Source organism: Nannocystis pusilla (assembly GCF_020073745.1).
GTDB lineage: Bacteria > Myxococcota_A > Polyangia > Nannocystales > Nannocystaceae > Nannocystis > Nannocystis radixulma.
Map to the genome: position 1 here is coordinate 445,591 of NZ_JAIRAU010000001.1, position 25,136 is coordinate 470,726.

The window sequence follows — 25,136 nt, forward strand, 5'->3', positions numbered from 1 at the left end:
GAGATAAAATTTTATTTACGATTCTTACCCGGTGATAACGGCTCAATGTCTTGAAACCAAAAAACTTTTCCGCCTGTGCCAGCGGCCGGTCCGGTGCCTGCTCAAGGGGGTGGACAAGGAGCCCGTCATGGTCAACCTCTCGATCTTCACCACCCGCAAGCACGCTCCCGTGGCCGACGCGGTGAACGAGGCCGGTGGTCGCGCGTACGCCCTGAGCGACAAGCACGCGCTGGCGCAGTACGCCGCGACCGGGTGCCTCAGCAACACCTTCTACACCACGGGTCAGGGTCAGCTCGACGCGGTGCGGGCGCTGGTCGGCAAGGTGAACGGCGAGTTCGTGGCCAAGGCGGCCGTGTACACGCGGCAGCACAGCCACATGAAGGACATGCCGGCGCTCTTGCTGGCCGAGCTGGCGAGCCGCGACGGCGAGCTGCTCGAGAAGGTGTTCGGGCGTGTCTGCGACAACGGCAAGATGCTGCGCAACTTCGTGCAGATCGTGCGGTCGGGCGCGACCGGGCGGCGTTCGCTCGGGTCGCGGCCGAAGCGGCTGGTGCGGCAGTGGCTCGAGCGCCGCAGCGACGCGCAGGTGTTCGGCGACTCGGTCGGCAACGACCCGGCGCTGACCGACGTGCTGCGGATGGTCCACCCGAAGCCGACCACCGACGCCCGGCGGGCGCTCTACGGCTACCTGCTCGGGCGGCAGCACGACGCCGCGGCGCTGCCCGAGTGCGTGCGCACCTTCGAGGACTTCAAGGCGGGCCGCTCCGACCTGGTCCCCGACGTGCCGTTCCAGCTGCTCACCGGCTCGCCGCTGCGCGAGAGCGCGTGGCGGGCGATCGCCTCGCGCGCCGGCTGGCAGATGCTGCGCATGAACCTCAACACCTTCCTGCGCCACGGCGTGTTCGACGACGCGGCGCTCACCAAGGCGCTCGCCAAGAAGTTGGCCGCGCCCGAGGAGGTCCGCAAGGCGCGGGTGTTCCCGTATCAGCTGCTCATGGCCTACAAGCAGGCCGACACCAAGGTGCCGAAGAAGATCCGCGACGCGCTCCACGACGCGATGGAGGCGGCGATCCACAACGTGCCCGCGGTCGACGGACAGATCTACGTCCTGCTCGACGTCTCGGGCTCGATGCACTCCCCGGTCACGGGGCACCGCAAGGGCGCGACCACGGCGGTGCGCTGCATCGACGCGGCGGCCCTGATCGCCGCGGCCTTCCTGCGCAAGAACCGAGACACCGAGGTCATCCCGTTCCACGACAAGGTCGTGCCGTGCAAGATCGACGGCCACGACAGCGTCCTCACCAACGCGCAGCGCCTGGCGAAGCTCCCGTCCGGCGGGACCAACTGCGCGGTGCCCCTGCAGGAGCTCAACCGCCGCAAGGCCAAGGGCGACCTGGTGATCTTCGTGTCCGACAACGAGTCGTGGATCGACACCCGCAGCACGTACCGCCGCGGGACGCAGGTGATGGAGGAGTGGGGCGTCTTCAAGCGCCGCAACCCGAAGGCGCAGCTGGTCTGCATCGACATCCAGCCGGGCGCGACCACGCAAGCACCTGACCGCAAGGACATCCTCAACGTCGGCGGCTTCTCCGACGACGTCTTCTCACTCGTCGCCGCGTTCGCGCGCGGCGGCCTCGCGGGCGAGCACTGGGTCCGCGCGATCGAGGCGATCACCCTGTGAACGCCTGACACCTTGGCTGCGGATGCCGGGCGGGACTACATCTTTTCCGATCCACGTCTCGCCCACCTCCTCGTCGCAGCCGCTTTCTTCGAGCCTCGAATGCCGAAGGGACTACATCTCCAAGGCGAGCCGCCGGTTCGAATCCGGCCCACCCCGCGAGGGGCGGTAGTTCAGCGGACAGAACGCGCCAGTCGTCTCTTCTTCTTTTAAAGATCTCGTCGATGCCCACCTTCTCCGGGCCTGAATGCCGGAGGGACTACATCTTGACGGTGAGGACGCCGGTTCGAATCCGGCCCGCCCCGTGCTCATGGGGAGGTAGCTCAGCGGCAGAGCGAACCGCGCTTGTCTCTTCACTCCTCGTCAGGCCCACTTTCTTCACACGCACACCTCGAGTTTTGGACTCCGAATGCACGGAGGGACTACATCTTTTGGAGATCGGGGTCGCTGGTTCGAATCCAGCCCGCTCCACTCGTACGGGGCGGTAGCTCAGCGGTTAGAGCACGAACGTCTCTTCGACCCTCGTCGGGGTCCACCTTCTCCTGTCACATGAGCTCGGGCCTCGAATGCCCGCGGGGACTACATTTTTAATGACGAGGTCGCCGGTTCGAGTCCGGCCCGCTCCACTTCGCACGGGGCGGTAGCTCAGCTGGTAGAGCACGAACGTCTCCGTACCTTTCGTCGAGGTCCACCTTCTTGGCTGCGAATGCCCGGGCGGGACTACATCCGTTCCAGATCCACGTCTCGCCCAAATTCTTCGTCGCAGCCGCCTTCTTTTTGGGTCGCGAATGCCGGAGTGACTACATCCAAGGGACCACGAGGTCGCTGGTTCGAATCCAGCCCGCGCGAGCGGTGGCTCAGCCTGGTAGAGCGCGTGGTAAGAGCGTCACTTCGAACCTCGTCGCGGCCCGCCTTTTTTCAGCGGTAGATCTTCGAGCGCGGCGTCGCGCTCGGTCACGTCAGCCGAACTCGCTTTCGACGTGGCGCACGCGCGCGAGCGCGGCCTCGGGCGTGGTCGCCTGGCACAGCTCGGCGACGGTGCCCGGCGTGGCCAGGCGAGCGGCCCGGGCCAGCATCTCGAGCGGCGCCCGACCGCCGCCGACGATCACGAGCAGCACCTGCAGCGGGAGGTCGTCGGGGGTCGGGACGTGGAGCGGGCGCGCGAGGGTGACGAGCGCGGCGACCGGCTCGAGCTCCGGGACGAGCGCGTGCGGGACGGCGACGCCGTGACCGACGCCGGTCGGCGACTCGCGCTCGCGCTCGCGGATCTCGGCGGCGAGCGTGGTGGCGTGCAGGCCCGGGGCGGCGCCGGCGAGGCGGGTGGCCGCGAGGTCGATGGCGTCGCCGAGGTAGCTGCACGACAGCTTGAGGATCACGCGCTCGGGGGTGAGCAGCTCGTGCAGCCGCGGGACCGCGGGGGCCGAGGCGGCGCCCCAGGCCGGGAATTCGGCGTCGAGGAACGCGTGGACGCGGGCGAGCTGGGCGGCGTTGAGCTTGCGGCGGGCGATCTCGAGGAACAAGAAGCTGGCCGAAGGGACATCCTCGAGGTAGCGGGCGACGAACGGCGAGACGCGCTGCGCGAGGTCGATGAGGAGCGTCGGCGGGAGGTCGAGGGCGCGGGCGATGGCGATCAGGCGGTCGGGCGTGGGGGCCTGGTCGTGGCCGTTCTCGACCCGGCTGAGGTACGCGCTCGAGACGCCGATCTTCTGCGCGAGAGCGCGGAGGCTGACGCCGGCGTCGACGCGGAGGAGGCGGAGGGTGGCGCCGAAGTGCATGGGGGGCTCGCGGGGAATGATACGCGCGGCTAGGCGTGGGCGGTCGCGTCGGTCGACGGCTCGGTGAGCGGACGCGGGCGTCGATGCACCGGCCCGGGGCGCTCGCTGTGGTGGACGACCAGGAACGAGGCCGGGCAGTGCGACAGGATCTGGTCGATCGGGAGCGGGGCGGACCCGAGCACCACGAGGTCGTGACCCTGGGCCGCCTTGACGACCAGGTCGGTGGCCCTGTTGCCGTCGTCGACGGCCTCGACGACCTTGACCCTGTCGCCGGCGATGTCGGCGAGGAAGGCGTCGACGTGCGGCGCGTCGGCGTTGCGGAAGCGGATCCGCAGGACGGTGACCTCGGCCCCGGCGGCGTAGGCCATGCGACGCGCGAGGCGGACGGCGACCCGGCCGTGCGGCGAGCCGCAGAACGGCACCAGCACGCGTCGCACCGCCTGGAGGTCGCGGCTGACGAGGACGGCGACGTCGGCCTGGGCGTTCTTCAAGACGTCGTGGACGGTGCCGCCGAGGAAGGCCTGGCCGAACAGGGTCTTGTGCCAGCCGAGCAGGATCAGGTCGACGTCCTTGACCTCGGCGACGCTGCAGATGTCGCGCGCGGGCTCCCGCGAGACGAACGACATCGGCCGCACGGCGAGGCCGTGGTCGCGGCTGCGCGCCAGCAGCGGCTCGAGCGCGCTCGGGCTCTCGGCCGCGTCCTCGTCCTCGAGCAGGCTCGAGGTGCGCTCGGCGGGGCGATGCAGCTGCAGGCCGTAGAGGCGGTCGGAGGCGGTCTGCTTGCCGACCAGGGCGCCGGCGAGCTGGGCCATGCCGGGGCCGGAGCGGTCGAGGGCGACGCACATCAGGACGCTGAAGCCCTCGGGCAAGGTGACGCGCTTGTCGGCCAGCGGCGGCTCGAGCAGGTCCTTGGCCAGCGCCTCCGGGGGGTAGACGACCTGGAGGATCGGCGTGGTCATGAAGGTGGTGACCAGCGCCATCAGCACCATCATCGTGAACAGGGTCGGCGAGATCACCCCGAGCTCGAGGCCGATGTTGAGCACGATCAGCTCCATCAGGCCGCGGGTGTTCATCAGGATGCCGAGCGCCGCCGACTCGCGCCAGCCGAGGCCGGTGACGCGCGCGGCGACGTAGCTGCCGCCGAACTTGCCGACGCAGGCGACGAGGATGATGAGCGCGCACTGCACCCACGCCTCGGCGGTGTCGAGCAGGCCGACCTGGGTGCGCAGGCCGCTGAGCGCGAAGAAGGTCGGCAACAGGACGATGACGACGATGTCCTCGAGCTTCTCGGCGAGGATGCGGGCGAAGCCGCCCTCGCGCGGGATGATCGCGCCCATCAAGAAGGCGCCGAACAGGGCGTGGATGCCGATTAGCTCGGTGGCCCAGGCCGACAGGAACAGCAGCACGAAGGTGACGGCGACGATGTTCTGCGTGAGGCCCTCGCGGCCGGTGTTGCGCGCGGCGAGGCGGGCCAAAAACGGCCGCACGAGCAGCAGCATGCCGAGCGTGTAGCCGACGGCGAGGACGGTGGTGACGACGGCCTCGGTGAGCGCGGTGGCGCGGACGATCGAGACGACGAAGGCGAGGATGCACCAGGCGGTGACGTCGTCGACGGCGGCGCAGGTGATCGTGACGGCGCCGACCTTGGTGCGGAGCAGGCGGCGTTCGGTGAGGATCCGTGCGAGCACCGGGAAGGCGGTGATGCTCATCGCGGCGCCCATGAACAGGGTGAACGACGAGAACGCGACGCCCTCGGGCATGAGCGTCGGGTAGACGTAGAACGCGAGGCCGGTCCCGAGCAGGAACGGGACGACGATGCTGGTGTGGCTGATCAGGACCGAGGCGCGCCCGCGCCCGCGCAGCAGGCCGAGGTCCATCTCGAGGCCGACCAGGAACATGAAGAGGATCAGCCCGACCTGGCTGAGCATGCCGAGGATCCCCAGCGAGGCCGCGGGGAACAGCGCGGCCTTGATGTCGGGCGCGACGAGCCCGAGCAGCGAGGGCCCGAGCAGGATGCCGGCCACGACCTCGGCGATCACGAGCGGCTGGTGGATCTTCCGCGCCAACACGCCGAGCACGCGCGCCGTGACGATGATGACGACGAGCTGCGCGATCAACAGGCAGAGCGGGCTATGGAGGAGATACGCCATGGACCCTCGTTCGTCGGTGATTAAGTTATCGCTTATCACCGCGCGGCCGTGGCCGTCAATCGGGGCCGAAGCCCCCGCCCGGGAGGCCCCGGAGGCGCCGCGAGCGCGAGGCCAGGTCGCGGTATTAGACCGGGCGCACGTTGTAGCGGCTGCGCAGCGCGGCGATCGGTTCGTCGAGGAATTTCGCGTAGTCGAAGAAGGGCCACGGCGCGCTCATGCGGCGGGCGCGGCCGATCGCGCGGAGCACCCGCGGGAGGGCGCGCGCGGTGCCGACGGCCATGCGCCACCAGCCGACGTCCTTGACGAGCCCGAGGATGTCCGGGTGCTTGAGGTAGGAGGCGTAGCGCCGCAGCGGGACGGTGGAGCCGAAGATCGTCCAGGTGTCGGCGACGGCCTCGTCCTCGAGCGCGGTGGTGAGGCCGAACAGCACGTGGCAGGCGTCGTGGGCGCGGATGAACTCGCGCAGCTCGCCGTCGCCGGGCGGCAGCAGGCCGGGGTTGGCGGCCGCGAACTCCTCGAGGCCCTCGGCGAGGGTGAGCGGGCAGTCGACGGCGACGTAGGATGGTGTTTGGGTCATGTCGTGGAGCTCCTGGTGAAAGGGTCAGGCGCGGCGAGGCGCGCGAACAGGTCGACGCACTGGTCGGGCAAGGCGGCGAGCTCGGTCGGGACGAGCTGCTCGGCGCGGCCGAGCAGCCAGCGGTCGACGGCCTCGCCGACGCCGGAGAGGAGGTGGGCGAGGAACTCGACCGGGAGGTCGGTGCGCACCGCGCCGACGCGCTGGCCGGCGCGCAGGAGGTCGGCGGTGTAGCGCTCGAGCCGGCGGGTGTGCTCGGCGACGGCGCGACCGAGCGCGGACTCGGTGCTGGCCGCGAGCACCCGCTTGGCCAGGCCGGCGACGACCGGGTCGGTGAGGAAGAACGCGACGGTGCGCGCGCACAGGGCCCGCAGCTCGCGCCAGAAGCCGGCCGCGTCGGTGAACTCGCCGGGCTCGCCGATCGCCGCGGCTGACCTTTCGGCCAGGTCGGCGACGACGGTGAGGAGCAGGTCCTCCTTGTTGTCGAAGTAGTAGTACATCGCGCCCTTGCTGGCGCCGGCGCGGGCGATGATGCGGTTGTAGCTGGCACCCTCGAGCCCGGCGCGCGCGAACTCCTCGGCGGCGGCGCCGAGGATCGCGGCGCGCCGCTCGGGCGCGAGGCTGGCGAAGCGCGGAAGCGGCATGGCTGGACCGGTCGGTCAGACCGAGTGGTCTAATGGTTAGCGTGGAGATAGGGGGGCGTCAAGGGTCATCCATGAGATGCGCGAAGACGCGCGGTCACGTCGTCGATGCAGGTGCGATGATGCCGGGCGTGATCTCGTCGCGAGGGGACCGGTAGCGATGTCGGGCGAGGACGCGAGGGTCGCGGCGATGTGTCCGCGGTGCGCGGCGGCGATTCAGGTGTACCACCACGTGTGCCGGCGCGAGGGGAGCGTGTGGTGGTCCGAATCGATCCGCTGTGACCGCTGCGGAATGATGCAGGAGGCGGACAGCGACGCGGGCGATCCCGCGGCGCGGGCGGCGATCCTGGCGGCGAACGGACGATGGGTCCTGGCGGTGACCGATCTCGGTCGCGTGCCGATCCGCGTGTTGCGGGTGATCCGCGACGAGCTGGGGTACAGGCCCGCCGAGGCGCGGGCGCGTCTGGAGCGGCTCGCCAGCGGGATCCGGACCGAGCTGGAGGTCCTGCTGGCCAAGCTCGTCGAGGAGGGCGCGACCGGCGAGTGTCGCCGCGTCGAGTAACTGTCCCGAAGGGCAGGTCGAACAGCGAGGGCCCTGCTGTCCCGCGGGACAGGTCAGCCCGGGGCGCTGGGGGCGGCGCGCTTGGCCTCGGCGACGATCGCTCGCGCCTCGTCGACGGTGGGGGCGGCGCGCATGCGGGTGAGGGCCTCGCGGTTTCTGGCGTTCTGGTCGGGGCTGACGCCGAGCTTGGCGGCGTAGTCGTCGCTGTAGACGGCGAGCCACCACGAGGCTGCGGCGCGGATCTTGGGGACCAGGGGCGCGCGGTCGAGGGCGCTGAGGTCGGCGAGGGCGAGGTCGGCGTCGGTGAGGTCGGCGCTGGCGAGGTCGCACTGGGCGAAGTCGACGCCGGCCAGGTTGGCGCTGCCGAGCTGGGCCTTGTTGAGCACGGCCTTGCGCAGGTTGGCGCGGGTGAGGTCGGCGCGCACGAGGTTGGCGTCGGTGAGGACGGCGTCGACGAGGATGGCGTCGACCAGCTTGGCGTCGGTGAGGTTGGCGCCGCTCAGGTCGGTGCGCGCGAGCTGGGACACCGAGAGGTCGGCGAGCGCGAGGTTGGCCCCGGGGAACTTGGCGTCGTAGAGGGCGGCCTGCTTGATGCTGACGCCCGGCAGCTGCAGCTGCGGCAGCTCGGTGCTGTGCAGGTCGACGTGGTCGAGGAAGGCGCGCGACAGGTCGATCTCGCTGACGTCGACGTTGACGGCCGAGAGGTAGCGGAGGATCTGCTCCTGCTCCGGGCTCTTGATCTGCTCGGTGACGCTGTTGTTGACCGGGTCGACGCCCTTGTACGGGTGCAGCTGCGAGACGGTGGCGGTGATGAGGAGACGTGTCCCTTGGGTCAGGTTCCTGCGGTCGCTGTCGGACGTGGAGCCCTTGCTCGGGTCGTTGGTGATCGCGGCGAACACCTCGCGGGCGGTGGTCTGGCGGCGGTCGGCGATGCTGAGGGCGATCTCGACGGCCTGGCGCTTCTCCTCGAACTCGAGCTGCTTGATCGTGAGGTCGGTCTGGACCTTGATCAGCTCGTTCTGCTCGGTCATCCGCTCGACCTGCATGAAGGAGGTGAGGAACACGGCGAAGCTGATCGCGCTGCCGAGGACGGCGAACAGGGCCGACAGCGCGGCCATGCGGAAGAAGGCGGCGAGGCCGAGTCCGGCGACCTCCTCGACCGCGGGGCGTATGCGGCGGAGGCGCTCCCAGATGCCCGGGAGGTGGCTCATGTCGCGCTGAAGCACCACCACCGCGAGCTCGTCGCCGAGGCCGGGCAGCTCGGTGCCGGCCTGGCGCAGCATGTCGAGGCCGTGGCGTTGCAAGCGCTTGCGGCGCGCCTCGAACAGGTAGTGGCCGACGACGGCGCCGAAGACCAGCGCCGCGAGCACGAGCATCAGCCCGCTGGCGATGTACCAGGCGGCGTCGAGCTTGAGCGCGACGCCGCCGAGCAGGGCGAGCACGACGCCCACCGCCATGCCCTTGATCATCGACGGCTCGGTGAACCACAGCACCAGGCGCACGATCGGGTTGCGCGACGGGCGGAAGGGCGGCGGCGACGAGGGTGAGGTCACGGGCGGTGGCTTGGTCATCGCGAGGGCGGGGGCGGGGGCGGACTATAGCTGGTCGCCGCGCCGCGGCGTATCATCCGCGCGTGGCGGACGACGACGCGACCCGCGAAGGCCTCTGCGAATTCCCACCGGTCACGCTCGCCGACTGGCGCGAGCTGGCCACCCGCGAGCTGGGGGGCGCGCCCACCCAGAAGCTCGTGACGCGCACCCCCGAGGGGCTCGAGCTGACGCCGCTGGTGACGGCGGAAGAGGTCGGGGCGACGGCGCCGCGCGGGCCGCTGCTGGCGCGAGCGCGCCGCGGCTGGGCGATCGCGCAGGAGTACCGGCAGGCGCGCCCGGCCGACGCCGGCGCGGCGGCGGCCGAGGACCTGTCCCGCGGGACAGAAGCGGCGTGGTTCGTGCTCGACGAGGCGCTCGCGGCCGGCTCGGGCGCGGGCGGCCGGGGCGTGGCGATCGACGGGGCCGAGGACGTCGCCGCGCTCGTGGCGGGGGTCGACCTGGCGCAGGCGGAGCTCGTGATCGACGCCGGGGTGCGCGCGCTGCCGGTGGCGGCGGCGCTGGCGGCCGAGGCGCAGCGGCGCGGAGTCGCGCTCGCGGCCCTGCGCGGGGCGGTCGCCGGCGACCCGCTGGCGCTGCTGCTCGCGGGCGGGGAGATCGGGTGGTCGATCGAGCATGTCTATCAGGACATGGCCGAACTGACAGGTTGGGCCCGGGCCGCGGCGCCGCGGCTGCGCACCGCGCTGGTCGACGCGACGCCGTGGCACGAGGCCGGGGCGAGCGCGGCCGACGAGATCGCGGGGGCGCTGGCGGCCGCGCTCGAGCATTTGCGCGGGCTCGGGCGCGCGGGCGTGGCGGTCGACGCGGCCGCAGAGGCGCTGGTGTTCGTGCTGGCGGTCGGGCGCGACCTGCCGCTCGAGCTGGCCAAGCTGCGGGCGGCGCGGAGCCTGTGGGCCCGCGTGGCGGCGGCCTGCGGCGTCGGTCCCGAAGGACAGGTGATGCGGCTGCACGCCCGCGCGTCGCGGCGCGAGCTGAGCAACCTCGACCCGTGGGTCAACCTGATCCGGGCGACCACGGAGGGGGTCACGGCGGCGCTCGGCGGGGCCGACTCGCTGGCGCTGCCGGCCCTCGACGAGGGGCTCGGCGAGCCCTCGGAGCTCGGGCGCCGGCTGGCCCGCAACACGCAACTGCTGCTGCGCGACGAGTCGCACCTCGGGGCGGTGGCCGACCCGGCCGGGGGCAGTCACACGATCGAGCGGGCCACCGAGGCGCTGGCGCGCGCGGCGTGGGAGCGGCTGCGGGCGATCGAGGGCGAGGGCGGGCTCCTGGCGTCGCTGCGCGCCGGGGCGGCGCAGCAGCGGGTGGCCGCGGTGGCGCAGGCGCAGGCGCAGGCGGCGGCGACGCTGCGGCTGCCGATCGTCGGGGCGAGCCGCTACGCGGCCCGGCCGATGGGGCCGCCGCTCGAGCCGCAAGGGGCGCGGCCGGGCGAGGGTGTCCGCCAGGACATGTCCGAATGGGCATGGCCGAACGGGCATGGTTTGATGAACATGTCCGAAGTGCAAGTGGCGCTGGCCGGCGGGGCGAGGCCGGGGCGGTTCGCGCGGCCGGGGCCGGGCGAGCAGGCGACGCCGCTCCAGCGCGGGCGGCTGGCCGCGCCGTTCGAGGCGCTGCGGGCCCGCGTCGAGGCGGCCGGCTCGCCGAAGGTGGCGCTGGTGCCGTTCGGGACGGCGAGCGAGGTGCGCCCGCGGGTGGAGTTCGCGCGCGGGTACTTCCCGGTCGGCGGCTTCGAGGTGGTCGAGGTCGAGGCGACGGAGGAGATCCAGGTGGCGGCGGCGCGGTTCGGCAACAGCGGGGCCCGGGTCGCGGTGATCTGCGGGGCCGATGCCCGCTACGCCGCGGCGGTGCCGGAGCTGATCCCGGGGCTCAGGGCCGCAGGGGCGCACGTGGTGGTGCTGGCCGGCCGGCCCAAAGATCAGGTGGAGGCGCTCGCGGCCGCGGGCGTCGATGTCTTCATCGCCGCCGGGACCGACGCCCTGGCGACGCTCGGCGCGGTGCAAGAGCGCCTGGAGGTGCTGGCGTGACGACGACCCGGCCGTTCCCCGACCTGGCCCTGATGGCCTACGACGACCTGCCGCAGCCGTCTGTGGCTCAAGGGACAGGTGCTGAAGGACAGGCGTGGACGACGCCGGAGGGCATCGCGGTGCCGCCGGCGTACGGCCCGGCGGCGCTGGCCGAGCTCGACCCGAGGTGCCTGCGCACGCTGCCAGGGCTGCCGCCGTTCACCCGCGGGCCGTACGCGACGATGTACACCCAGCGGCCGTGGACGATCCGCCAGTACGCCGGGTTCTCGACGGCGGAGGAGAGCAACGCGTTCTACCGGCGCAACCTGGCGGCCGGGCAGAAGGGGCTGTCGATCGCGTTCGACCTGGCCACCCACCGCGGCTACGACTCCGACCACCCGCGCGTGGTCGGCGACGTCGGCATGGCAGGCGTGGCGATCGACTCGATCCTCGACATGCGGGTGCTGTTCGCCGGCATCCCGCTCGACCAAATGTCGGTGTCGATGACGATGAACGGGGCGGTGCTGCCGATCCTCGCGCTCTACGTCGTCGCCGCCGAGGAGCAAGGAGTGCGGCCGGCGCAGCTCAGCGGGACCATCCAGAACGACATTTTAAAGGAGTTCATGGTCCGCAACACGTACATCTATCCGCCCGAGCCGTCGATGCGGATCGTGGCGGACATCTTCGCCTACACGGCGAAGCACATGCCGCGCTTCAACAGCATCAGCATCTCCGGCTACCACATGCAGGAGGCCGGGGCGACGGCCGACCTCGAGCTGGCGTACACGCTGGCCGACGGGCTCGAGTACGTGCGCACGGGCGTCCGCGCAGGGCTCGACGTCGACGCGTTCGCGCCGCGACTGTCGTTCTTCTTCGGCATCGGCATGAACCTGGCGATGGAGGTGGCGAAGCTGCGCGCGGCGCGGCTGCTGTGGGCCAAGATCGTGCGCAGCTTCGGGGCGAAGAGCGACAAGAGCCTGGCCCTGCGGACACATTGCCAGACGTCGGGGTGGAGCCTGGCGGCGCAGGACCCGTACAACAACGTGGCCCGCACGTGCGTCGAGGCGCTGGCCGCGGTGCTCGGCGGGACGCAGTCGCTGCACACCAACAGCTTCGACGAGGCGCTGGCGCTGCCGACCGACTTCTCGGCGCGGATCGCCCGCAACACGCAGATCTACCTGCAAGAAGAGGCGGGGGTGTGCCGCACGATCGACGCGCTCGGCGGCAGCTACTACATCGAGTCGCTGACGCACGAGCTGGCTGAAAAGGCATGGTCTTTGATCGAGGAGGTCGAGGCGCTCGGCGGGATGGCGCAGGCGATCGTGCAAGGCCTGCCGAAGCTGCGCATCGAGGAGGCGGCGGCCCGGACGCAGGGGCGCATCGACAGCGGCGCCCAGGCGGTGATCGGGGTCAATCGCCAGCGACTGGCGAAGGAGGAGCCGCTCGAGGTGCTGGTGGTCGACAACTCGGCGGTGCGCGCGGCCCAGCTGGCCCGCCTCGACGAGCTCCGCCGCTCGCGCGACGAGGCGACGACGACGGCGGCGCTGGCAGCCTTGACGAGCTGCGCGCGCACGGGGCACGGCAACCTGCTGGCGCTGGCGATCGAGGCGGTGCGCGCGAAGGCGACGGTGGGCGAGGTCAGCGCGGCGCTCGAGCAGGTGTGGGGCCGACACCAGGCGGTGACGCGCACGATCCGCGGGGTCTATAGTGCGGCGGTGGACGACGACCGCAGCGTGGCACGCGTGCAGGCCCGGGCCGAGGCGTTCGCGCGCGCAGAGGGGCGCAGGCCGCGGCTCCTGGTGGCGAAGATGGGGCAGGACGGACACGACCGCGGGGCGAAGGTGATCGCGACGGCGTTCGCCGATATGGGCTTCGATGTCGACATCGGGCCGCTGTTCCAGACGCCCGCCGAGACGGCGATGCAGGCGGTCGAGAACGATGTGCACGTGATCGGGGTGTCGTCGCTGGCGGCCGGCCACCTGACGCTGGTGCCGCAGCTGCGCTCGGAGCTGCTGCGCCTGGGCCGCGACGACATGATGGTGGTGGTCGGGGGGGTGATCCCGCCGCAGGACGTGGCGGCGCTCGAGGCGATGGGGGTGGCTGCGGTGTTCGGGCCGGGGACGGTGCTGACGACGGCGGCGGAGGCGATCATCGACGAGCTGGCGCGGCGGCTCGATCATGCTGCTCCGGCGTAGTGGGCTGCCCAGGTCCGTCGGAGACGCGGCTCGACCTCGCTTGGTGTGTCCGTAGGCGCGGGGCCTGCTCGAGCGAGCCAGGGCTTGGCGTGTCCGCAGGCGCGGGGCCTGGAGGCTTGCTCGAGCGAGTCAGAGCTTGGCGTGTCCGTAGGCGCGGGGCCTGAAGGCCTGGGTGACGGCGGGCACGGAGCGGCGGACTGGGGCCCCCGCTGACGGCGGGCCCCTTCCGTTTCACGTGCTCGGCGCTGTCTCTTCGAACAGGAGATGTCTTGAAAGACAGATGAGTCTCGCGTGCGAAGGACTGTGCGCCTGCGCGCGGTGAAACGCGACTCCTTCCCGCCTGCGCCCCAGTCCGCCGCTCCGTGCCCGCCTGCGGAGAGCGTGGCGGGCCCCGCTCGTGGGCGTGCGGGAAGGTTCGGCGAGCGGAGAGCGTGGCGGGTTCCGCTTGTGGGCGTGCGGGAGGTTCGGCGAGCGGAGAGCGTGGCAGGTTCCGCTTGTGGGCGTGCGGGAGGTTCGGCGAGCGGAGAGCGTGGCGGGGCACGCTTTGGACGTGGGGAGGTTCAGGTGGGGCACGCTTTGGGCGTGGGGAGGTTCGGCGAGCGGAGAGGGTGGCGGGGCACGCTTTGGTCGTGGGGAGGGTTCAGCGAGTCGAGAGGGTGGCGGGCTCCGCTCGTGGGCGTGCGGGAGGTTCAGCGAGTGGAGAGCGAGTCGGCGGCTCCGTGCCCGCCGGCGAAGGCGTCGCAGGGGCAGCGAGCGGCGGTGAGTGCGGCGCGATCGGGCGGACGGCGGTTCGTCCGAGATACGTCACTCCGTCGTCGTTGGTTTATGTCGACGGGCCGTCGGGCTCGGCGCGAGGAGCGTGCGAGGTGCCGCGTTCGCGGAGCGAGCGCTGGAGCGAGGTCGATACTTCGGGACATGTCCTTCGGAGCAGTTTATGGAGTGGTTGACAGCTATGGCGCCAATTGTAAGAGTGCGCGGCGCATGAGCACGGCGATCGGGATCGATCTGGGGACGACGCGCTGCACGGTGGGGATCTTCGAGCACGGTCGCGCGTCGGCGCTGCTGCAGGGCAAGGGCGTGATGGTGCTGCCGGCGGCGGTGGCGATCGACGCGGAGGGCGGGGTGGTGGTGGGGGACCGGGCGCGGCGGATGGCCTTGCTGCGGCCGGACATGAGCCAGTTGTACGTGCACCGGCTGCTCGGGCGCCGGTTCGAGGCGGTGACGCCGGGGGTGTGGCAGCCGCAGGCGCTGGTGCGGGCGGAGCACGGGGACGCGTCGGTGAAGCTCGGCGAGCACTCGCTGCTGCCGCAGGCGCTGGTGGCGGCGCAGGTCGCCGAGGTGCGGGCGATCGCCGAGGAGCAGCTCGGGGAGGCGGTGACGCAGGCGGTGGTGACGGTGCCGGTCCACTTCGGCGACGCGCAGCGGCGGGCGCTGCTGCACGCGTGCCGGCTCGGAGGGCTCGAGGTGCGGCGGCTGGTCCATCCGACGACGGCGGCGGCGCTGCTGTACCAGGCCGAAAGGACAGGTGTCGACGACGAGGTGATCGTGCTGGTCGACGCCGGGGCGGGCGGGGTGAGCTGCGCGGTGGTGGAGATCAAGGAGCGCGAGGTGGCGGTGCTGGCCCAGCGGGGGCTGGCGCTCGGCGGTGAAGACATCGACGGGCGGGTGGTGGAGTGGCTGATGAGCGAGCGCGGCGAGGAGGGCGGCGACGCCGAGTTGGTGCGCTCGCGGATCCGCGACGCGGCCGAGAAGGCGAAGATCGCGCTGTCGGAGCGCAAGGACGTCGAGGTCAACCTGCCGTTCCTCAGCGCCGACGAGGCCGGGCCGAAGCACCTGGCGGCCAAGCTGACGCAGGCGCGGCTCGAGAAGCTGGCGGGCGACGTGGTCCAGCGGATCGCGGGGCTCGTCGCCAAGGTGTTCGAAGAGTCAGGCGTTCCGCTCGAGCGGATCGGCGAGGTCATGTTGATCGGCGGGACCAGCCGGATCCCCGCGCTGCACGAGCGCGTCGAGGCTATCATTAAAAAGATCCCGTCGAGCAAGCTGGACGCGGTCGACACGGTCGCGCGCGGCGCGGCGGCCCTCGCCGGGCTGCTGGCGTCGCGTCACCCGGAGGTGCGCGTGCTCGAGGCGCTGGTGCGGCCGCTCCTGGTCAAGCTGAGCGGCGGCGAGGTGCAGACGCTGCTGACGGCCCGCGCGGCGGTGCCGGCCGAGACGGTGGTGGTGCTGAACACGCCGGGCGACGGGCGGGCCTCGCCGGAGGCGCGGCTGTATCAGGGCGAGCGCGGGGCCGATGAAGATGATCTTTTGGCCAGCTTCGTGGTGACGGGCCGGCCGGAGATCGAGGTGAAGCTGCGGGTCGACGACAACCAGGTGCTCGAGCTGTCGGTGCGCGAGCTGCTGCGCGGCAAGGAGGCGCGGCTGCACGTGCGCGAGCGCGGGGGGCTCGGCGAGGAGCAGCTGACGGCGATGGTGGAGGCCGCACGCGCGCGCGAGACCGAGGCGCGGGCCGAACGCGAGGCGCACGAGCGCCGCACGCGGCTCGAGGGGATGGTGCAGCGCTGCGAGCGGATCCTCGGCGAGCAGGACAAGCTGGCGCCCGAGCTGCGGACGACGGTCGAGGCCGGGCTCCGCGACGCGCGGGCGGTCCTCACGAGCGGGGACGCGGAGCTGGTGCGCACCGCCATCGACGGACTGGCCGCGGTGTTGCAACCGCTCGGCGGCGAGTGGGCGGCGATCGCCGCGCCGCCTCCGCCCCGCGCACGGCTGCAGCCGGTCGTGGCTCCGCCGCCGGCGCGCGTCCGGGCCGAGGCCGCGAACGCGCTCGACGAGGTCGGCGAGGTGGTGGAGGACGACGACGAGTAGCGAGGCGGGGGCGATCGCGGCGGTGAGGCGGTCGCGAGTGCGCTCGAGGACGGCGAGCAACGCTGGCTGACGGTGGTCGGCCGGGCTGTTCTAGGGGACATGTCGTGGAGAGCATGTCCAGGAGAACATGCTCGTCCGGGCATGTTCTCGGGAGCAGGAGCTCAGGGCTGGCGGGCGACGAAGGCGAGCGCGCCGGTGCGCATGCGATGGCCCTGGGCGGGCGTGAAGATCTGGCGCGGGCCCTGGCGGCAGGAGCACATCAGGTTCTGGTGCGAGGTGTCGTGCTCGAGGCCGAAGAGGTGGCCGAGCTCGTGGACGAAGGTGGTGGCGGGGGCGTCGTTGCTGACGATGAGGTACTCGCGGTTGCGCATGCGCCCGAGCAGGCCGCGGTAGCGCCAGTGGAGGCCGCGGACGCTGCGGTCGGCGCGGAGCGAGCCGCCGAGCTCGAGGTTGCCGACGAGGAAGACGTGGACGGTGCCGTCGGGCGGGGCGAAGGTGGCGAGGCGCCGGCGATCGCGGCGGTGGCGGATCGAGGCGAAGCCGTCGGGCAGGAGCTCGACGCGGGCGATGTAGACCTCGATGCCGGAGGCGCGCAGGGCCTCGTTGGCGCGCCACACGGCGCGGTTGAGGCGGCGCAGGTCGAACACGACCTTGGCGCCGCCGGTGGCGACGTGGACCGTCAGCGGGAGGCGGACGAGGCGGAGACCGGCGCGGAGGTCGGGCTGCGACTCGCCGCGGATGTCGGGGACGACGTGCTTGTCGGCCGCGCGCACGGGCGTGAGCCACAACGCGGTGAACAAGAGGACCGCCAGCGCTGCGAAGCGCGGACCGACGTGCCGACCAAGACGCAAGGCCAGTATCACCCGAGGATCGACAGTACCCGAAACGCAGCGGAAGAAAACTGCGCGGTGCGCACCGAGGGGTGCGCAGCACATCGCACGGGTGAACACGAGCGTGCAGCGAACGGAGACCTCGGGTCCTCGTCGTCATGGTGCCGCGAGCAACACAGGTGTCCGCGCCTCTCGGGTGGCCGTGCTCGCGCCGCCGAATCCGCGGCTCCGGCGGCCGTGCTCGCGGTCCTGCGGCCCGGGTCCGCAGGCGTGTTCGCGGCCCACGATTCGCGTACGTGACGCCGCCGCAAGGCCGCGGACGTCACGGCGGACCTGCGAGCGCGCGCGGGTGCTGCTATCTTGGCGCTGGACATGCTGCAGTTCGGAGAGCGGGCCGCGAAGGCTCCAGAATTCGTCCCTGACCCGGAGACCCGCACCTGGCTGGCGCAGAGCCTCGCGGCCGTGGTCGCGCATCTCGGCCCACCCGCCCGCAAGCAGCAGTGGGTGTCCGAGTCGCCGCTGAAGAAGGCCGCGCCGCGCGACCTCGACGCGCTGTTCGACCTGGTGTGCGTGGCACAAGAACACATCGGCCAGGGCGATGTCGAGATCACGCTGGCGCCGCCGGGAGCCGGTTCCGCGGCAGTACCGCCGGGCTTCAAGGTGCTCGGCGATCCCGCGGGACACTTGATCCACACGTTCGTGCGCGGGTCCGAACTCGCTCTGGTGGTGATGCCGCAGGTGTTCAAGGCGCCGACGCTGCTGCTCGGCAACCTGGCGCGCGAGCTGGGACGGATCGGCTTGTGGATACAACCGACGCCGTCGCCGGCGGTCGCCCAGATCGACGGCGAGGCGGCGGCCGAACTGGCGGCGATCTCCCTCGGCCTCGGGGTGTGGGTGGCCAACGGCGCCTATATGTTCGAGAACGCCTGCTGCGGCGGCGGCTGCGGGATCGACCTGCGGAACATGCGGGCCGGGCTGTCCCTGCCGGAGGCCAGCTACGCGCTGGCCCTCGACGCCCACCGCAAGGGCCTGTCCCGCCGCACCGCCGCCAAGCAGCTCGAAACGACGCAGGAGACGGCCTTTAAAAAGTGCTTCGAGGCGTGCGCGAGCGAGGTGGTGGCGGCGCTGCCCCCGGCGCGCGAGCGACCGGCGCTGCGGGCCTGAAGGACATGTTTTTCAGGACATGTCCGTGAGGGCATGGTCCATGGGACATGCTGCTGACGCGGAGGGCGAGGCGAGAGCTCACTGACCGTTGCGACAGGTCCTAGGGGACAGGGATCTTGAGCAGGGTGTAGTGGGCGTTCTCGTAGGCGACCTCGACCTTGGCCCGCACGTCGGAGGGGAGCGAGCTCCTGGCGCGGGCGCTGTGGCTGCCGGTGGTGATGAGCCAGACGCTCCGGCCCTGGCCGCGGTTGGCGTCGACGAGCTCGCCGAGGGCCTCGCGGTCGGCCTCCTTCCGCACCCACACCGCTGCCTTGGTGAAGAAGGTCTCGCCGCGGTAGTAGAACCACCAGCTGGCCAGCGGGTCGTCGGGGCCGCGGTGGTCGTAGTAGTGGCGGAGCGCGGTGCGCTGCGACCAGTGCTCCGACACGGCGGGCAAGTAGCTGTTCAGGGTGTAGTGCAGCGTGATGAAGCCGGCCAGCAGCATGGCGACGAGCGCCGCCTGCTGCCGCCGCGCGGCCCACAGCCCGAGGCCGAGCGCGAACGGCAAGGCGCAGGCGACGAGGCCCGTGGTCTCGGGCGCGCCGTTGCGCCACATGTGATCGTAGAGGTAGGTCGTGAGGTGGGTGATCCACGCCGGCTCGACGATCGCGTCGCGCAGGACGAGCGCGAGCAGGACGGTGCCGAGGCCCGCGGCCGCCCAGGCGAGCTTGCGGTCGCGGACCGGCGGGGCCGGCTCGCTCAGCCACAAGCCGAGCAGCAGGGCGAACGGGGGCAGGGCCGGCAGGAGGTAGTGGTAGTACTTGGTGACGCTGGTGGTCAGCAGCGCGAGCGTGGCGCAGAACCACAGCAGGGCGAAGCGCCACACCTCGGAGGAGGAGGAGGCCGGGTGCGGTGCGGTGGGGGCCGGGTCGGCGAGGTCGACGTCCATCGTGGCGATGGTGCTCGGGCTGGCCGAAGGGGCAGGTCTATGAGGACCTGTCGGAGAGAGCATGTCGCTGGGGACATGTCCTGCAGGATCTTCGGGGCGCAGGCGGCGGGCGGCGGCCCACAGGGCGGCGGGGAGGGCGGCGGACCACGGGAGGGCGGCGATGCCGAGGGTGCGCAGGTAGTAGGCGAAGCCGCCGACGGCCTGGTCCTGCTCGCCGCTGCCGAAGCGGGCCAGGTTGTTGACGATGATCAGCTCGTTGAGCCACGAGTCGCCGCGGTAGATCCACATCGCGTGGTGCCACGGCAGCGAGGCGAGGGCGAACAGCAGGAGGCCGGTCAGCGGGCCGCAGCGCCACAGGTTGGCGAACGTGAGCCGGCCGCTGACGAGCAGGTGGAGCAGCACGAGCAGGCCGACCAGGCCGGGGCCGATCATGCCCTTGCCGACCAGCGAGACGCCGGCGGCGATGTAGAGGACGCCCATCCACGCCTGCGCGCGCGTGCGCCAGCGCAGGGTCCGCAGCAGCACCAGCAGCGCCACGGCGGCGTAGCCGAGCATGACGAGGTGGATCTTCACCAGCGTGCCGAAGTTCGGCACGCCGGGCTTCTTCACGAAGCGGGAGACGCGGGCGACGGTGTAGTCGCTGCTGACGTGGAGGTCGAGGGCGACGATCGGGACGACGACGGCGAGCAGGAAGAGGACGAGGAAGCCGAGGTACGCCCGGTCCCACGGCAGCTCCCGGCGAGCGAAGGCTGCCAGCCGCGCGCGCCAGCCGGAGGCGGGAGATCGGCCAGCGAGCCCAGCCGTGAGTTCGACGCGTCGCGCGTCGTCCGCGGCGGGGAGCGCGGACTGGTCCGGCGCGCGAGCTGCGTCGACGGGTGACAGATCGGCGGGAGAAGGGGCTGGATGAGCGGACAGGTCGGACGCGCGAGGCGCGGCGGTCGCCGGCGGCGACGCTGTAGGAGAGGACAGGTCGCGCGGCGCGCAGGATGACCCGGCGGGCGAGGCTGTATGAGAGGACAGGTCGGTGGACGCGCGGGCGGGGCCGTCGTCCCCGGCGAGGGCCGGATCGGCGGGCGCGCGGTGCGAAGCTGACGGGGATGAAAGCTCGACGGTCGCGCGCGGTGGGGGCGGGCCAGCGGGCGCGGTGATCGCGGCTGACCGATCGGGCATGTCGGAAGAGACATGGCCCTCGGGACCGACAGCTCGGTTCACGAATCGGACGCGGAGGCGGCGCGGGAGCAGGTCGACGAGGGGGCGGCGCCGGAGCGGGCGGTCGGGGCGGAGCCAGGCGAGGCCCCAGGCGGCCATGGCGACGGTGACCGGAGCGACGAAGAACATGTCGGTCAGCGCCTGGCGGCTGACGATGGCCCACTGCGGCATCGTGACGAGGGCGAGGGCGGTGTAAAAGCCGGCGCGCGTGGCCCGGGCGCGGTCGTCGGGGCGAGCGGCGGCGAGCAGGCGGGCGCATGACCAGCCGAGAAAGCCGGCGCAAGCGAGGCCCGTGAGCATGCTCGGCAGTCGGATCGCAAGCTCCGGCCAGGGCGCCCGCACCATCTCGTCCGGAGCGGCGCCGAGGCCGACGCCGAGCAGCTTCATGCTGAGCGCCATCAGCCAGAACGGCAGTGCGGGCTTGGACCAGAAGGTGTTCTCGGCGTTGCCGTCGGGGCCGACGCCGGGCTTCCACCACAAGTCGAGCGGGTCGCTGCGCACGAGGATCTGGCGCGCGACCTCACCGTAATGGGTCTCCCACGGGTCCCACGGGCCGCAAGCGGCGATCGACCAGGCGCTGAGCGCGACGACGGCGAGGGCGGCGAGTGCGAACAGCGCCCACGTCGGCGGGCGGAAGACGGGTCTTGAGGCCACGAGCGGGAGAGTCGTACCAAAGCCGCGGCCGCCGGTGTAGCCTGGCCCGCGTGACGATGTCCGTCGAAGACGTGCGCGCGGCAGCCGAGCGACTCGCCGGCAAGGTCGTGAGGACGCCGGTGCTGCGCTCGCCGGCCCTCGACGCGCTGGCCGACACAGAGCTGTGGCTCAAGGCGGAGTGCCTGCAGCGGATCGGGGCGTTCAAGGCGCGCGGGGCGCTGCACGCGGTGGGCCGCATGAGCCCCGAGGCGCGCGGCCGCGGGGTGATCACCTTCAGCTCCGGCAACCACGCGCAGGCGGTCGCACTGGCGGCCCGCGAGTTCGGGGTCAAGGCGACGATCGCGATGCCCGTCGACGCCCCGGCGGTGAAGGTCGCCGGGGTGCGGGCGCTCGGGGCCGAGATCGTGTTCGCGGGCACCACGTCCGAGGAGCGGCGCGCGGCGGCGCTCGCGGTGCGCGAGCAGACCGGCGGGGCGATCGTCGACCCGTTCGACGACCCGGACATCATCGCCGGCCAGGGCACGGCGACGCTCGAGCTGCTCGACGAGGTCGCGGCCCGCGGGTCGAAGCTCGACGCGCTGATCGTCCCGGTCGGCGGCGGGGGGCTGATCGCGGGGGCCTGCCTGGTCGCCGAGGCGGCCGACGTGGCGGTCTACAGCGCCGAGCCGGCGACCTGCAACGCGCTGGCCCAGAGCCTCCGCGCCGGCGAACGCGTGCCGGTGCCGCCCGGGCCGACGCTGGCCGACGGACTCAAGCCGGTGCGCGTCGGCGGGCAGAACTTCGAGATCGCCCGGCGAGCGGTCCGCGGCAGCTTCGAGGTCGACGACGCCGCGCTCGGGCGAGCGGTGGTCGGCCTGCTGCTGCACGCGAAGGTGCTGGTCGAGCCGTCAGGCGCGGCCGGGGTGGCGGCGGCCCTCGGCGGGGCGCTGCGCGGGCGCCGGGTCGGGGTGCTGCTGTCCGGCGGCAACGTCGAGCCGGCGCTGGTCGCCGACCTGCTGGCCCGCCACGCGGAGACGGTGTGAACTTTGCGACAGGTCGTGAAGGACATGACGCAAGGGACCTTGTTTAAACGGACATGTCTTTGGGGACATGTCCTGACGTGCGCGCTGGCATGCGGGCGGACCGTCGAACAGGCGCAGCCGAAGGAGGCGCCTCCGCCGGTCGAGCCGACCCCGGCGCCGGAGAAGGAGAAGGAGGCGCCGCCGCCGGAGCCGACGTCGCCGGAGCCGACGGCCGAGGAGGTGCGGCGGGCCGAGGCGGCCGCGCACCGGGTCGTGTTCGCCGACCGGATCTCGTTCGGCTACGTGCTGCTGCTGACGGGGCCGCCCGGGCCGGCCCCGACCCGCGAGGAGCTGCAGGCGATCGTGCGGCGGATGTTCGCCGAGAGCGTCGGCGACGCGGAGGTCGAGCTGCTGCTCGACCTGGTGGCCACGCCGCCGCGCGCGGACCTGAGCGCGCTGCGCGGGCCGGGCGAAGCTGTCCCGAAGGCCAGTGACGAGCAGCCGAGCGACCCGGAGGCGGCGGCGCGGGTGTGGGCGACGTCCGACCTGCTCGGGCTCGAGATCGAGGCGCTGCCGGCCGAGGCGATCGAGGCCAAGCTGCTCCTCGACCCCGAGCTGACGCGGGCGCTCGAGCCCGAGGAGCGGACCAGCCTGCCGGAGCGCACGCAGCTGGTGCTGCTGCGCGTGCTCTACCGCAACCAAAACGGGGTCCGCGGGCTCCGGCTGTTGCAGGCGCTGGTGCGGGCGGTGGCCGGCGAGACGGGCGCGCTCGTGCACGACCCCGACACGCTCGAGACGGTCGGGCCGGCGGCGTTCGCTGCGCGCCGGCTGCAGGCCAGCCTCGGCAACATCGCCGACCAGGTCGCCGTGGTCCCGTTCATCGACTCGCACCAGCCCGATGCGGTCCGCCTCACGACCCGCGGCATGCGGCGCTTCGGCAGCGTCGACCTCGAGCTCGACGGGCTGTCGCGCGACCTGCCGGCGCTGCAGCAGGCGACCTATTTCTTGCACGGGCTCGGGCTCGTGATGGTGCGATTGGGAGAATTCGACCGTTCGGGCTTCGCGGTCGAGGCCCCGGAGGTCATCGGGCTGCACTATCGCGACTGCGTGGACGCCTACGCGGGCCAGGTCGCGTTGCCGCGGTGCAGCGCGTGTCCGGAAGAAGTGGAGATCCACCTCGTGGAGCGCCCGGCAGAGCCGCATGACCCACCCGGACATGTGGTCGCGCGGATCGTCGCGCCGCAGCCGATCAGCAGCCGCGCCGACTACGATCACATCGCATGGATCCGCGCCGCGCTCGACAGAGTGCTCGGCAGACCCGCCGTGTGACGCCAGGTCTGCGCTCGCCGGGGCCCGCCCGCCCACGGCCGCAGGTTGGCGCGTCGACGCCAGGCCCGATATACTGGTGAAGGGCCGCGTGCGGCCCCTTGCAGCCAGGCTCGAACGTCATTTCAGCGCGCCCCCTCGGCTCTCTGGGCGCAAAAATCCGAGCCTCGGGACTGCCTTTCCGGGTCTACTCCCCGGGTCTGCTTTTCGGGTCTTCTTTTCGGGTCTTCTTTTCGGGTCTTCGGGCCCCCACTGATCTTACTCCTTGTCTGAGGTCGCCATGTCCTCCCTTCGCGGGTCCCCCCCTGCGTGCTCGTCAACCTCTGGTCGCTTGGTTCGCGCGGCGGACACCGTCCGCGTCGCGGCACTGTCGGCGTTGCTCGCCGGCTGTTCGTCGGCGGCCGGGCTCGACGAGGCGCAGAGCGGAGGCAGCGGCACGGATGGGTTCGGCGACGTGTCCGGGGCCGCGTCGGGCTCGGCCGACTCGGCGGGCGGCAACGGCACCGAGGAGCCGACCGGCTGGGGCAGCACGACGGGCGCCGACGAGACGGGGCCGGTCTCGAGCTCGGGCACCGGCGACGAGCCGTCCCCCCCGCAGTTCGACGAGCCGTCGCCGAGCGACGAGAAAGACCCGCAGAACGTCCCCGAAGCCGACCTGTGCGCCGCCGACGAGACGACCGCGTGGCGCCTGGCCGTGCGCGACGCCGACGCGATGTCGTCGCCGGCGCACGCCCGCCAGGCGATGCTCGGGCCGTGGCCCTCGCTGACCGGCGTGGAGGTGCGGCCGTGGGAGTTCCTCAACTATTACACGTTCGCCTACCCGCTGGCGCCGCCGGGCCAGCTGCTGGCGGCCGCGCAGCTGCGCGCGAGCCAGGATGACCTCGGGGACATGTTCGAGCTGCAGGTGGCGGTCCGCGGGCCGGAGATGACCGCGACCGAGCGCCCGTCGCTGCACCTGACGCTCGCGCTCGACAACTCGGGGTCGATGGCGGGCAAGGCGCTCGAGCTGCTGAAGAGCGCGAGCCACGTGCTGGCCGCCCAGCTGCGCGTCGGCGACTCGGTGGCGGTGGTCAGCTGGTCCCAGATCGGCTCGGTGCTGCTGCCGCCGATGATGGTGTCGGGCCCGAACGACGCCAAGCTGCTGCAGGCGATCGACACGTTCACCGTCGGCGGCGCGGCCGAGCTGACGCAGGCGCTGAGCGCCGCCTACGCCGCGGCTGACCAGCAATATGTCCCGAAGGACATCAACCGCGTGGTCTTCATCAGCGACGGCGGCGCGACCGCGACGCAGGACGACCTGCTGCTGCTGGCCCAGCGCGCCGCCGACGAGCCGCTCAAGACCGGCATCCACGCGATCGCCGTCGGCGTCGGCGACCCGGCGCTGTACCGCGACGACCTCATCAACGCCATCGGCGTGGCCGGCGCGGGGCCCTCGGTCTACGTCGGCAGCCCGGAGGCGGCGGAGAACCAGCTCGGCGCGCGCTTCGTCGGCCTGGTCGGCCTGACCGCGTCGTCGGTCGACGTCCACGTCACGCTGCCGCCAGGCCTCCAGCTCGAGGCCGTGGGTTCGGCGCCCGACGTCGAGGTCGTCGGCCAGGACCACGTGACCGCGGCGCCGAACGACCGCGTGGTGCTGCACCGCCGGCTCCGCCCCTGCGTCGCCGACCTCGACCACAACGGCGCGATCGCGGTCCAGATCGGCTGGACCGACGCCCTCACCGGCGAGCCCAAGCAGGCCACCGCCGAGTGGAAGCTGACCGAGCTGCTGTCCGGCGACACGAGCTGGGTGGCCAAGGGCGAGGCGGTGCTGGCGTACGCCGAGGCGCTGCGGGCCATCCAGTACCACGCGGGCCACACCGAGGCGATCGACGCGGCGTGGGAGCGGCTGAAGGCGGCGAAGGCGGCGCTGCCCGACGATCAGGAGCTGGCGGAGATCGAGCAGATGCTCGCGGCCCTGCAAGAGCCGTAGTAGAGTCGCGC

16 protein-coding genes and 2 tRNA genes are annotated in these 25,136 nt (G+C 72.2%); 11 read left to right on the top strand and 7 right to left on the bottom strand.

Features of this window, described 5'->3' with window-relative positions; all coding sequences use genetic code 11:
* Positions 1-127: 127 nt before the first annotated feature.
* The 3 genes from K7C98_RS01810 (at position 128) to K7C98_RS01820 (ending at position 2,304) form a co-directional block, all read left to right on the top strand.
* Positions 128-1,681, top strand: a complete 1,554-nt coding sequence (locus tag K7C98_RS01810; protein ID WP_224189737.1) for a TROVE domain-containing protein — start codon at positions 128-130, stop codon at positions 1,679-1,681.
* A gap of 159 nt (positions 1,682-1,840) precedes the next feature.
* A tRNA-OTHER gene (locus K7C98_RS01815) sits at positions 1,841-1,983 on the top strand.
* A gap of 173 nt (positions 1,984-2,156) precedes the next feature.
* Positions 2,157-2,304 (top strand) — tRNA-OTHER (locus K7C98_RS01820).
* 333 nt (positions 2,305-2,637) lie between these two features.
* Here the strand turns inward: K7C98_RS01820 and K7C98_RS01825 are convergent.
* The 4 genes from K7C98_RS01825 to K7C98_RS01840 all read right to left on the bottom strand — a co-directional run bounded on the left by K7C98_RS01825 (position 2,638) and on the right by K7C98_RS01840 (position 6,821).
* On the bottom strand, positions 2,638-3,453 hold the full coding sequence (locus K7C98_RS01825; protein ID WP_224189738.1) for a helix-turn-helix domain-containing protein: 816 nt from the start codon (positions 3,451-3,453) through the stop codon (positions 2,638-2,640).
* 29 nt (positions 3,454-3,482) lie between these two features.
* Positions 3,483-5,603 (bottom strand): cation:proton antiporter, encoded by a 2,121-nt coding sequence (locus K7C98_RS01830; protein ID WP_224189739.1) that lies wholly within the window; start codon positions 5,601-5,603, stop codon positions 3,483-3,485.
* Positions 5,604-5,727: 124 nt separating this feature from the next.
* Positions 5,728-6,180, bottom strand: coding sequence for a hypothetical protein (locus K7C98_RS01835; RefSeq protein WP_224189740.1), 453 nt, complete (start codon positions 6,178-6,180; stop codon positions 5,728-5,730).
* Positions 6,177-6,821: a TetR/AcrR family transcriptional regulator gene (locus K7C98_RS01840; protein WP_224189741.1), complete on the bottom strand. Its 645-nt coding sequence runs from the start codon at positions 6,819-6,821 to the stop codon at positions 6,177-6,179. Before K7C98_RS01840 ends, K7C98_RS01835 begins: the two co-directional genes overlap by 4 nt.
* Positions 6,822-7,008: 187 nt before the next feature.
* Here K7C98_RS01840 and K7C98_RS01845 point away from each other — a divergent pair, with 187 nt between their 5' ends.
* A complete protein-coding gene (locus K7C98_RS01845) occupies positions 7,009-7,380 on the top strand; it encodes a hypothetical protein (RefSeq protein WP_224189742.1) in 372 nt (123 codons plus the stop codon).
* Between the two features lie 53 nt (positions 7,381-7,433).
* Here the strand turns inward: K7C98_RS01845 and K7C98_RS01850 are convergent, their stop codons facing one another.
* A complete protein-coding gene (locus K7C98_RS01850) occupies positions 7,434-8,933 on the bottom strand; it encodes a pentapeptide repeat-containing protein (protein WP_224189743.1) in 1,500 nt (499 codons plus the stop codon).
* An 80-nt stretch (positions 8,934-9,013) separates the two neighbouring features.
* Here K7C98_RS01850 and K7C98_RS01855 point away from each other — a divergent pair, with 80 nt between their 5' ends.
* From K7C98_RS01855 to K7C98_RS01865, 3 genes are all read left to right on the top strand, one after another.
* A complete protein-coding gene (locus K7C98_RS01855) occupies positions 9,014-11,008 on the top strand; it encodes a methylmalonyl-CoA mutase family protein (RefSeq protein ID WP_224189744.1) in 1,995 nt (664 codons plus the stop codon).
* 32 nt (positions 11,009-11,040) lie between these two features.
* Positions 11,041-13,182, top strand: a complete 2,142-nt coding sequence (scpA, locus tag K7C98_RS01860; RefSeq protein ID WP_224190593.1) for a methylmalonyl-CoA mutase — start codon at positions 11,041-11,043, stop codon at positions 13,180-13,182.
* Between the two features lie 981 nt (positions 13,183-14,163).
* On the top strand, positions 14,164-16,044 hold the full coding sequence (locus tag K7C98_RS01865) for an Hsp70 family protein (protein WP_224189745.1): 1,881 nt from the start codon (positions 14,164-14,166) through the stop codon (positions 16,042-16,044).
* A gap of 161 nt (positions 16,045-16,205) precedes the next feature.
* Here the strand turns inward: K7C98_RS01865 and K7C98_RS01870 are convergent, their stop codons facing one another.
* Positions 16,206-16,895 (bottom strand): M12 family metallo-peptidase, encoded by a 690-nt coding sequence (locus K7C98_RS01870; protein ID WP_224189746.1) that lies wholly within the window; start codon positions 16,893-16,895, stop codon positions 16,206-16,208.
* 351 nt (positions 16,896-17,246) lie between these two features.
* Between K7C98_RS01870 and K7C98_RS01875 the strand changes: the two genes are divergently transcribed.
* Positions 17,247-18,038: a hypothetical protein gene (locus tag K7C98_RS01875; RefSeq protein WP_224189747.1), complete on the top strand. Its 792-nt coding sequence runs from the start codon at positions 17,247-17,249 to the stop codon at positions 18,036-18,038.
* A 100-nt stretch (positions 18,039-18,138) separates the two neighbouring features.
* Here K7C98_RS01875 and K7C98_RS01880 read toward each other — a convergent pair whose 3' ends face one another.
* Positions 18,139-20,829 carry a hypothetical protein gene (locus K7C98_RS01880; RefSeq protein WP_224189748.1) on the bottom strand — a complete coding sequence of 897 codons (2,691 nt, stop codon included), beginning with the start codon at positions 20,827-20,829 and terminating at the stop codon, positions 18,139-18,141.
* Between the two features lie 56 nt (positions 20,830-20,885).
* Here K7C98_RS01880 and K7C98_RS01885 point away from each other — a divergent pair, with 56 nt between their 5' ends.
* The 3 genes from K7C98_RS01885 to K7C98_RS43300 all read left to right on the top strand — a co-directional run bounded on the left by K7C98_RS01885 (position 20,886) and on the right by K7C98_RS43300 (position 25,125).
* Positions 20,886-21,851, top strand: a complete 966-nt coding sequence (locus tag K7C98_RS01885) for a threonine ammonia-lyase (protein ID WP_224190594.1) — start codon at positions 20,886-20,888, stop codon at positions 21,849-21,851.
* Between the two features lie 24 nt (positions 21,852-21,875).
* Complete coding sequence (locus K7C98_RS01890) at positions 21,876-23,159, top strand: hypothetical protein (RefSeq protein WP_224189749.1); 1,284 nt, start codon at positions 21,876-21,878, stop codon at positions 23,157-23,159.
* A 328-nt stretch (positions 23,160-23,487) separates the two neighbouring features.
* The gene (locus K7C98_RS43300; protein ID WP_263429136.1) at positions 23,488-25,125 is read left to right on the top strand and encodes a vWA domain-containing protein; all 1,638 of its coding nucleotides are present in this window, start codon (positions 23,488-23,490) and stop codon (positions 25,123-25,125) included.
* Positions 25,126-25,136: the final 11 nt, after the last annotated feature.

Coding starts and splice junctions, on each gene's coding strand:
- K7C98_RS01835 (WP_224189740.1), bottom strand. CDS start 6,180: ATGACCCAAACACCATCCTACGTCGCCGTCGACTGCCCGCTCACCCTC.
- K7C98_RS01810 (WP_224189737.1), top strand. CDS start 128: ATGGTCAACCTCTCGATCTTCACCACCCGCAAGCACGCTCCCGTGGCC.
- K7C98_RS01885 (WP_224190594.1), top strand. CDS start 20,886: ATGTCCGTCGAAGACGTGCGCGCGGCAGCCGAGCGACTCGCCGGCAAG.
- scpA (WP_224190593.1), top strand. CDS start 11,041: ATGGCCTACGACGACCTGCCGCAGCCGTCTGTGGCTCAAGGGACAGGT.
- K7C98_RS01845 (WP_224189742.1), top strand. CDS start 7,009: ATGTGTCCGCGGTGCGCGGCGGCGATTCAGGTGTACCACCACGTGTGC.
- K7C98_RS01840 (WP_224189741.1), bottom strand. CDS start 6,821: ATGCCGCTTCCGCGCTTCGCCAGCCTCGCGCCCGAGCGGCGCGCCGCG.
- K7C98_RS01890 (WP_224189749.1), top strand. CDS start 21,876: ATGACGCAAGGGACCTTGTTTAAACGGACATGTCTTTGGGGACATGTC.
- K7C98_RS01825 (WP_224189738.1), bottom strand. CDS start 3,453: ATGCACTTCGGCGCCACCCTCCGCCTCCTCCGCGTCGACGCCGGCGTC.
- K7C98_RS01830 (WP_224189739.1), bottom strand. CDS start 5,603: ATGGCGTATCTCCTCCATAGCCCGCTCTGCCTGTTGATCGCGCAGCTC.
- K7C98_RS01875 (WP_224189747.1), top strand. CDS start 17,247: ATGCTGCAGTTCGGAGAGCGGGCCGCGAAGGCTCCAGAATTCGTCCCT.
- K7C98_RS01865 (WP_224189745.1), top strand. CDS start 14,164: ATGAGCACGGCGATCGGGATCGATCTGGGGACGACGCGCTGCACGGTG.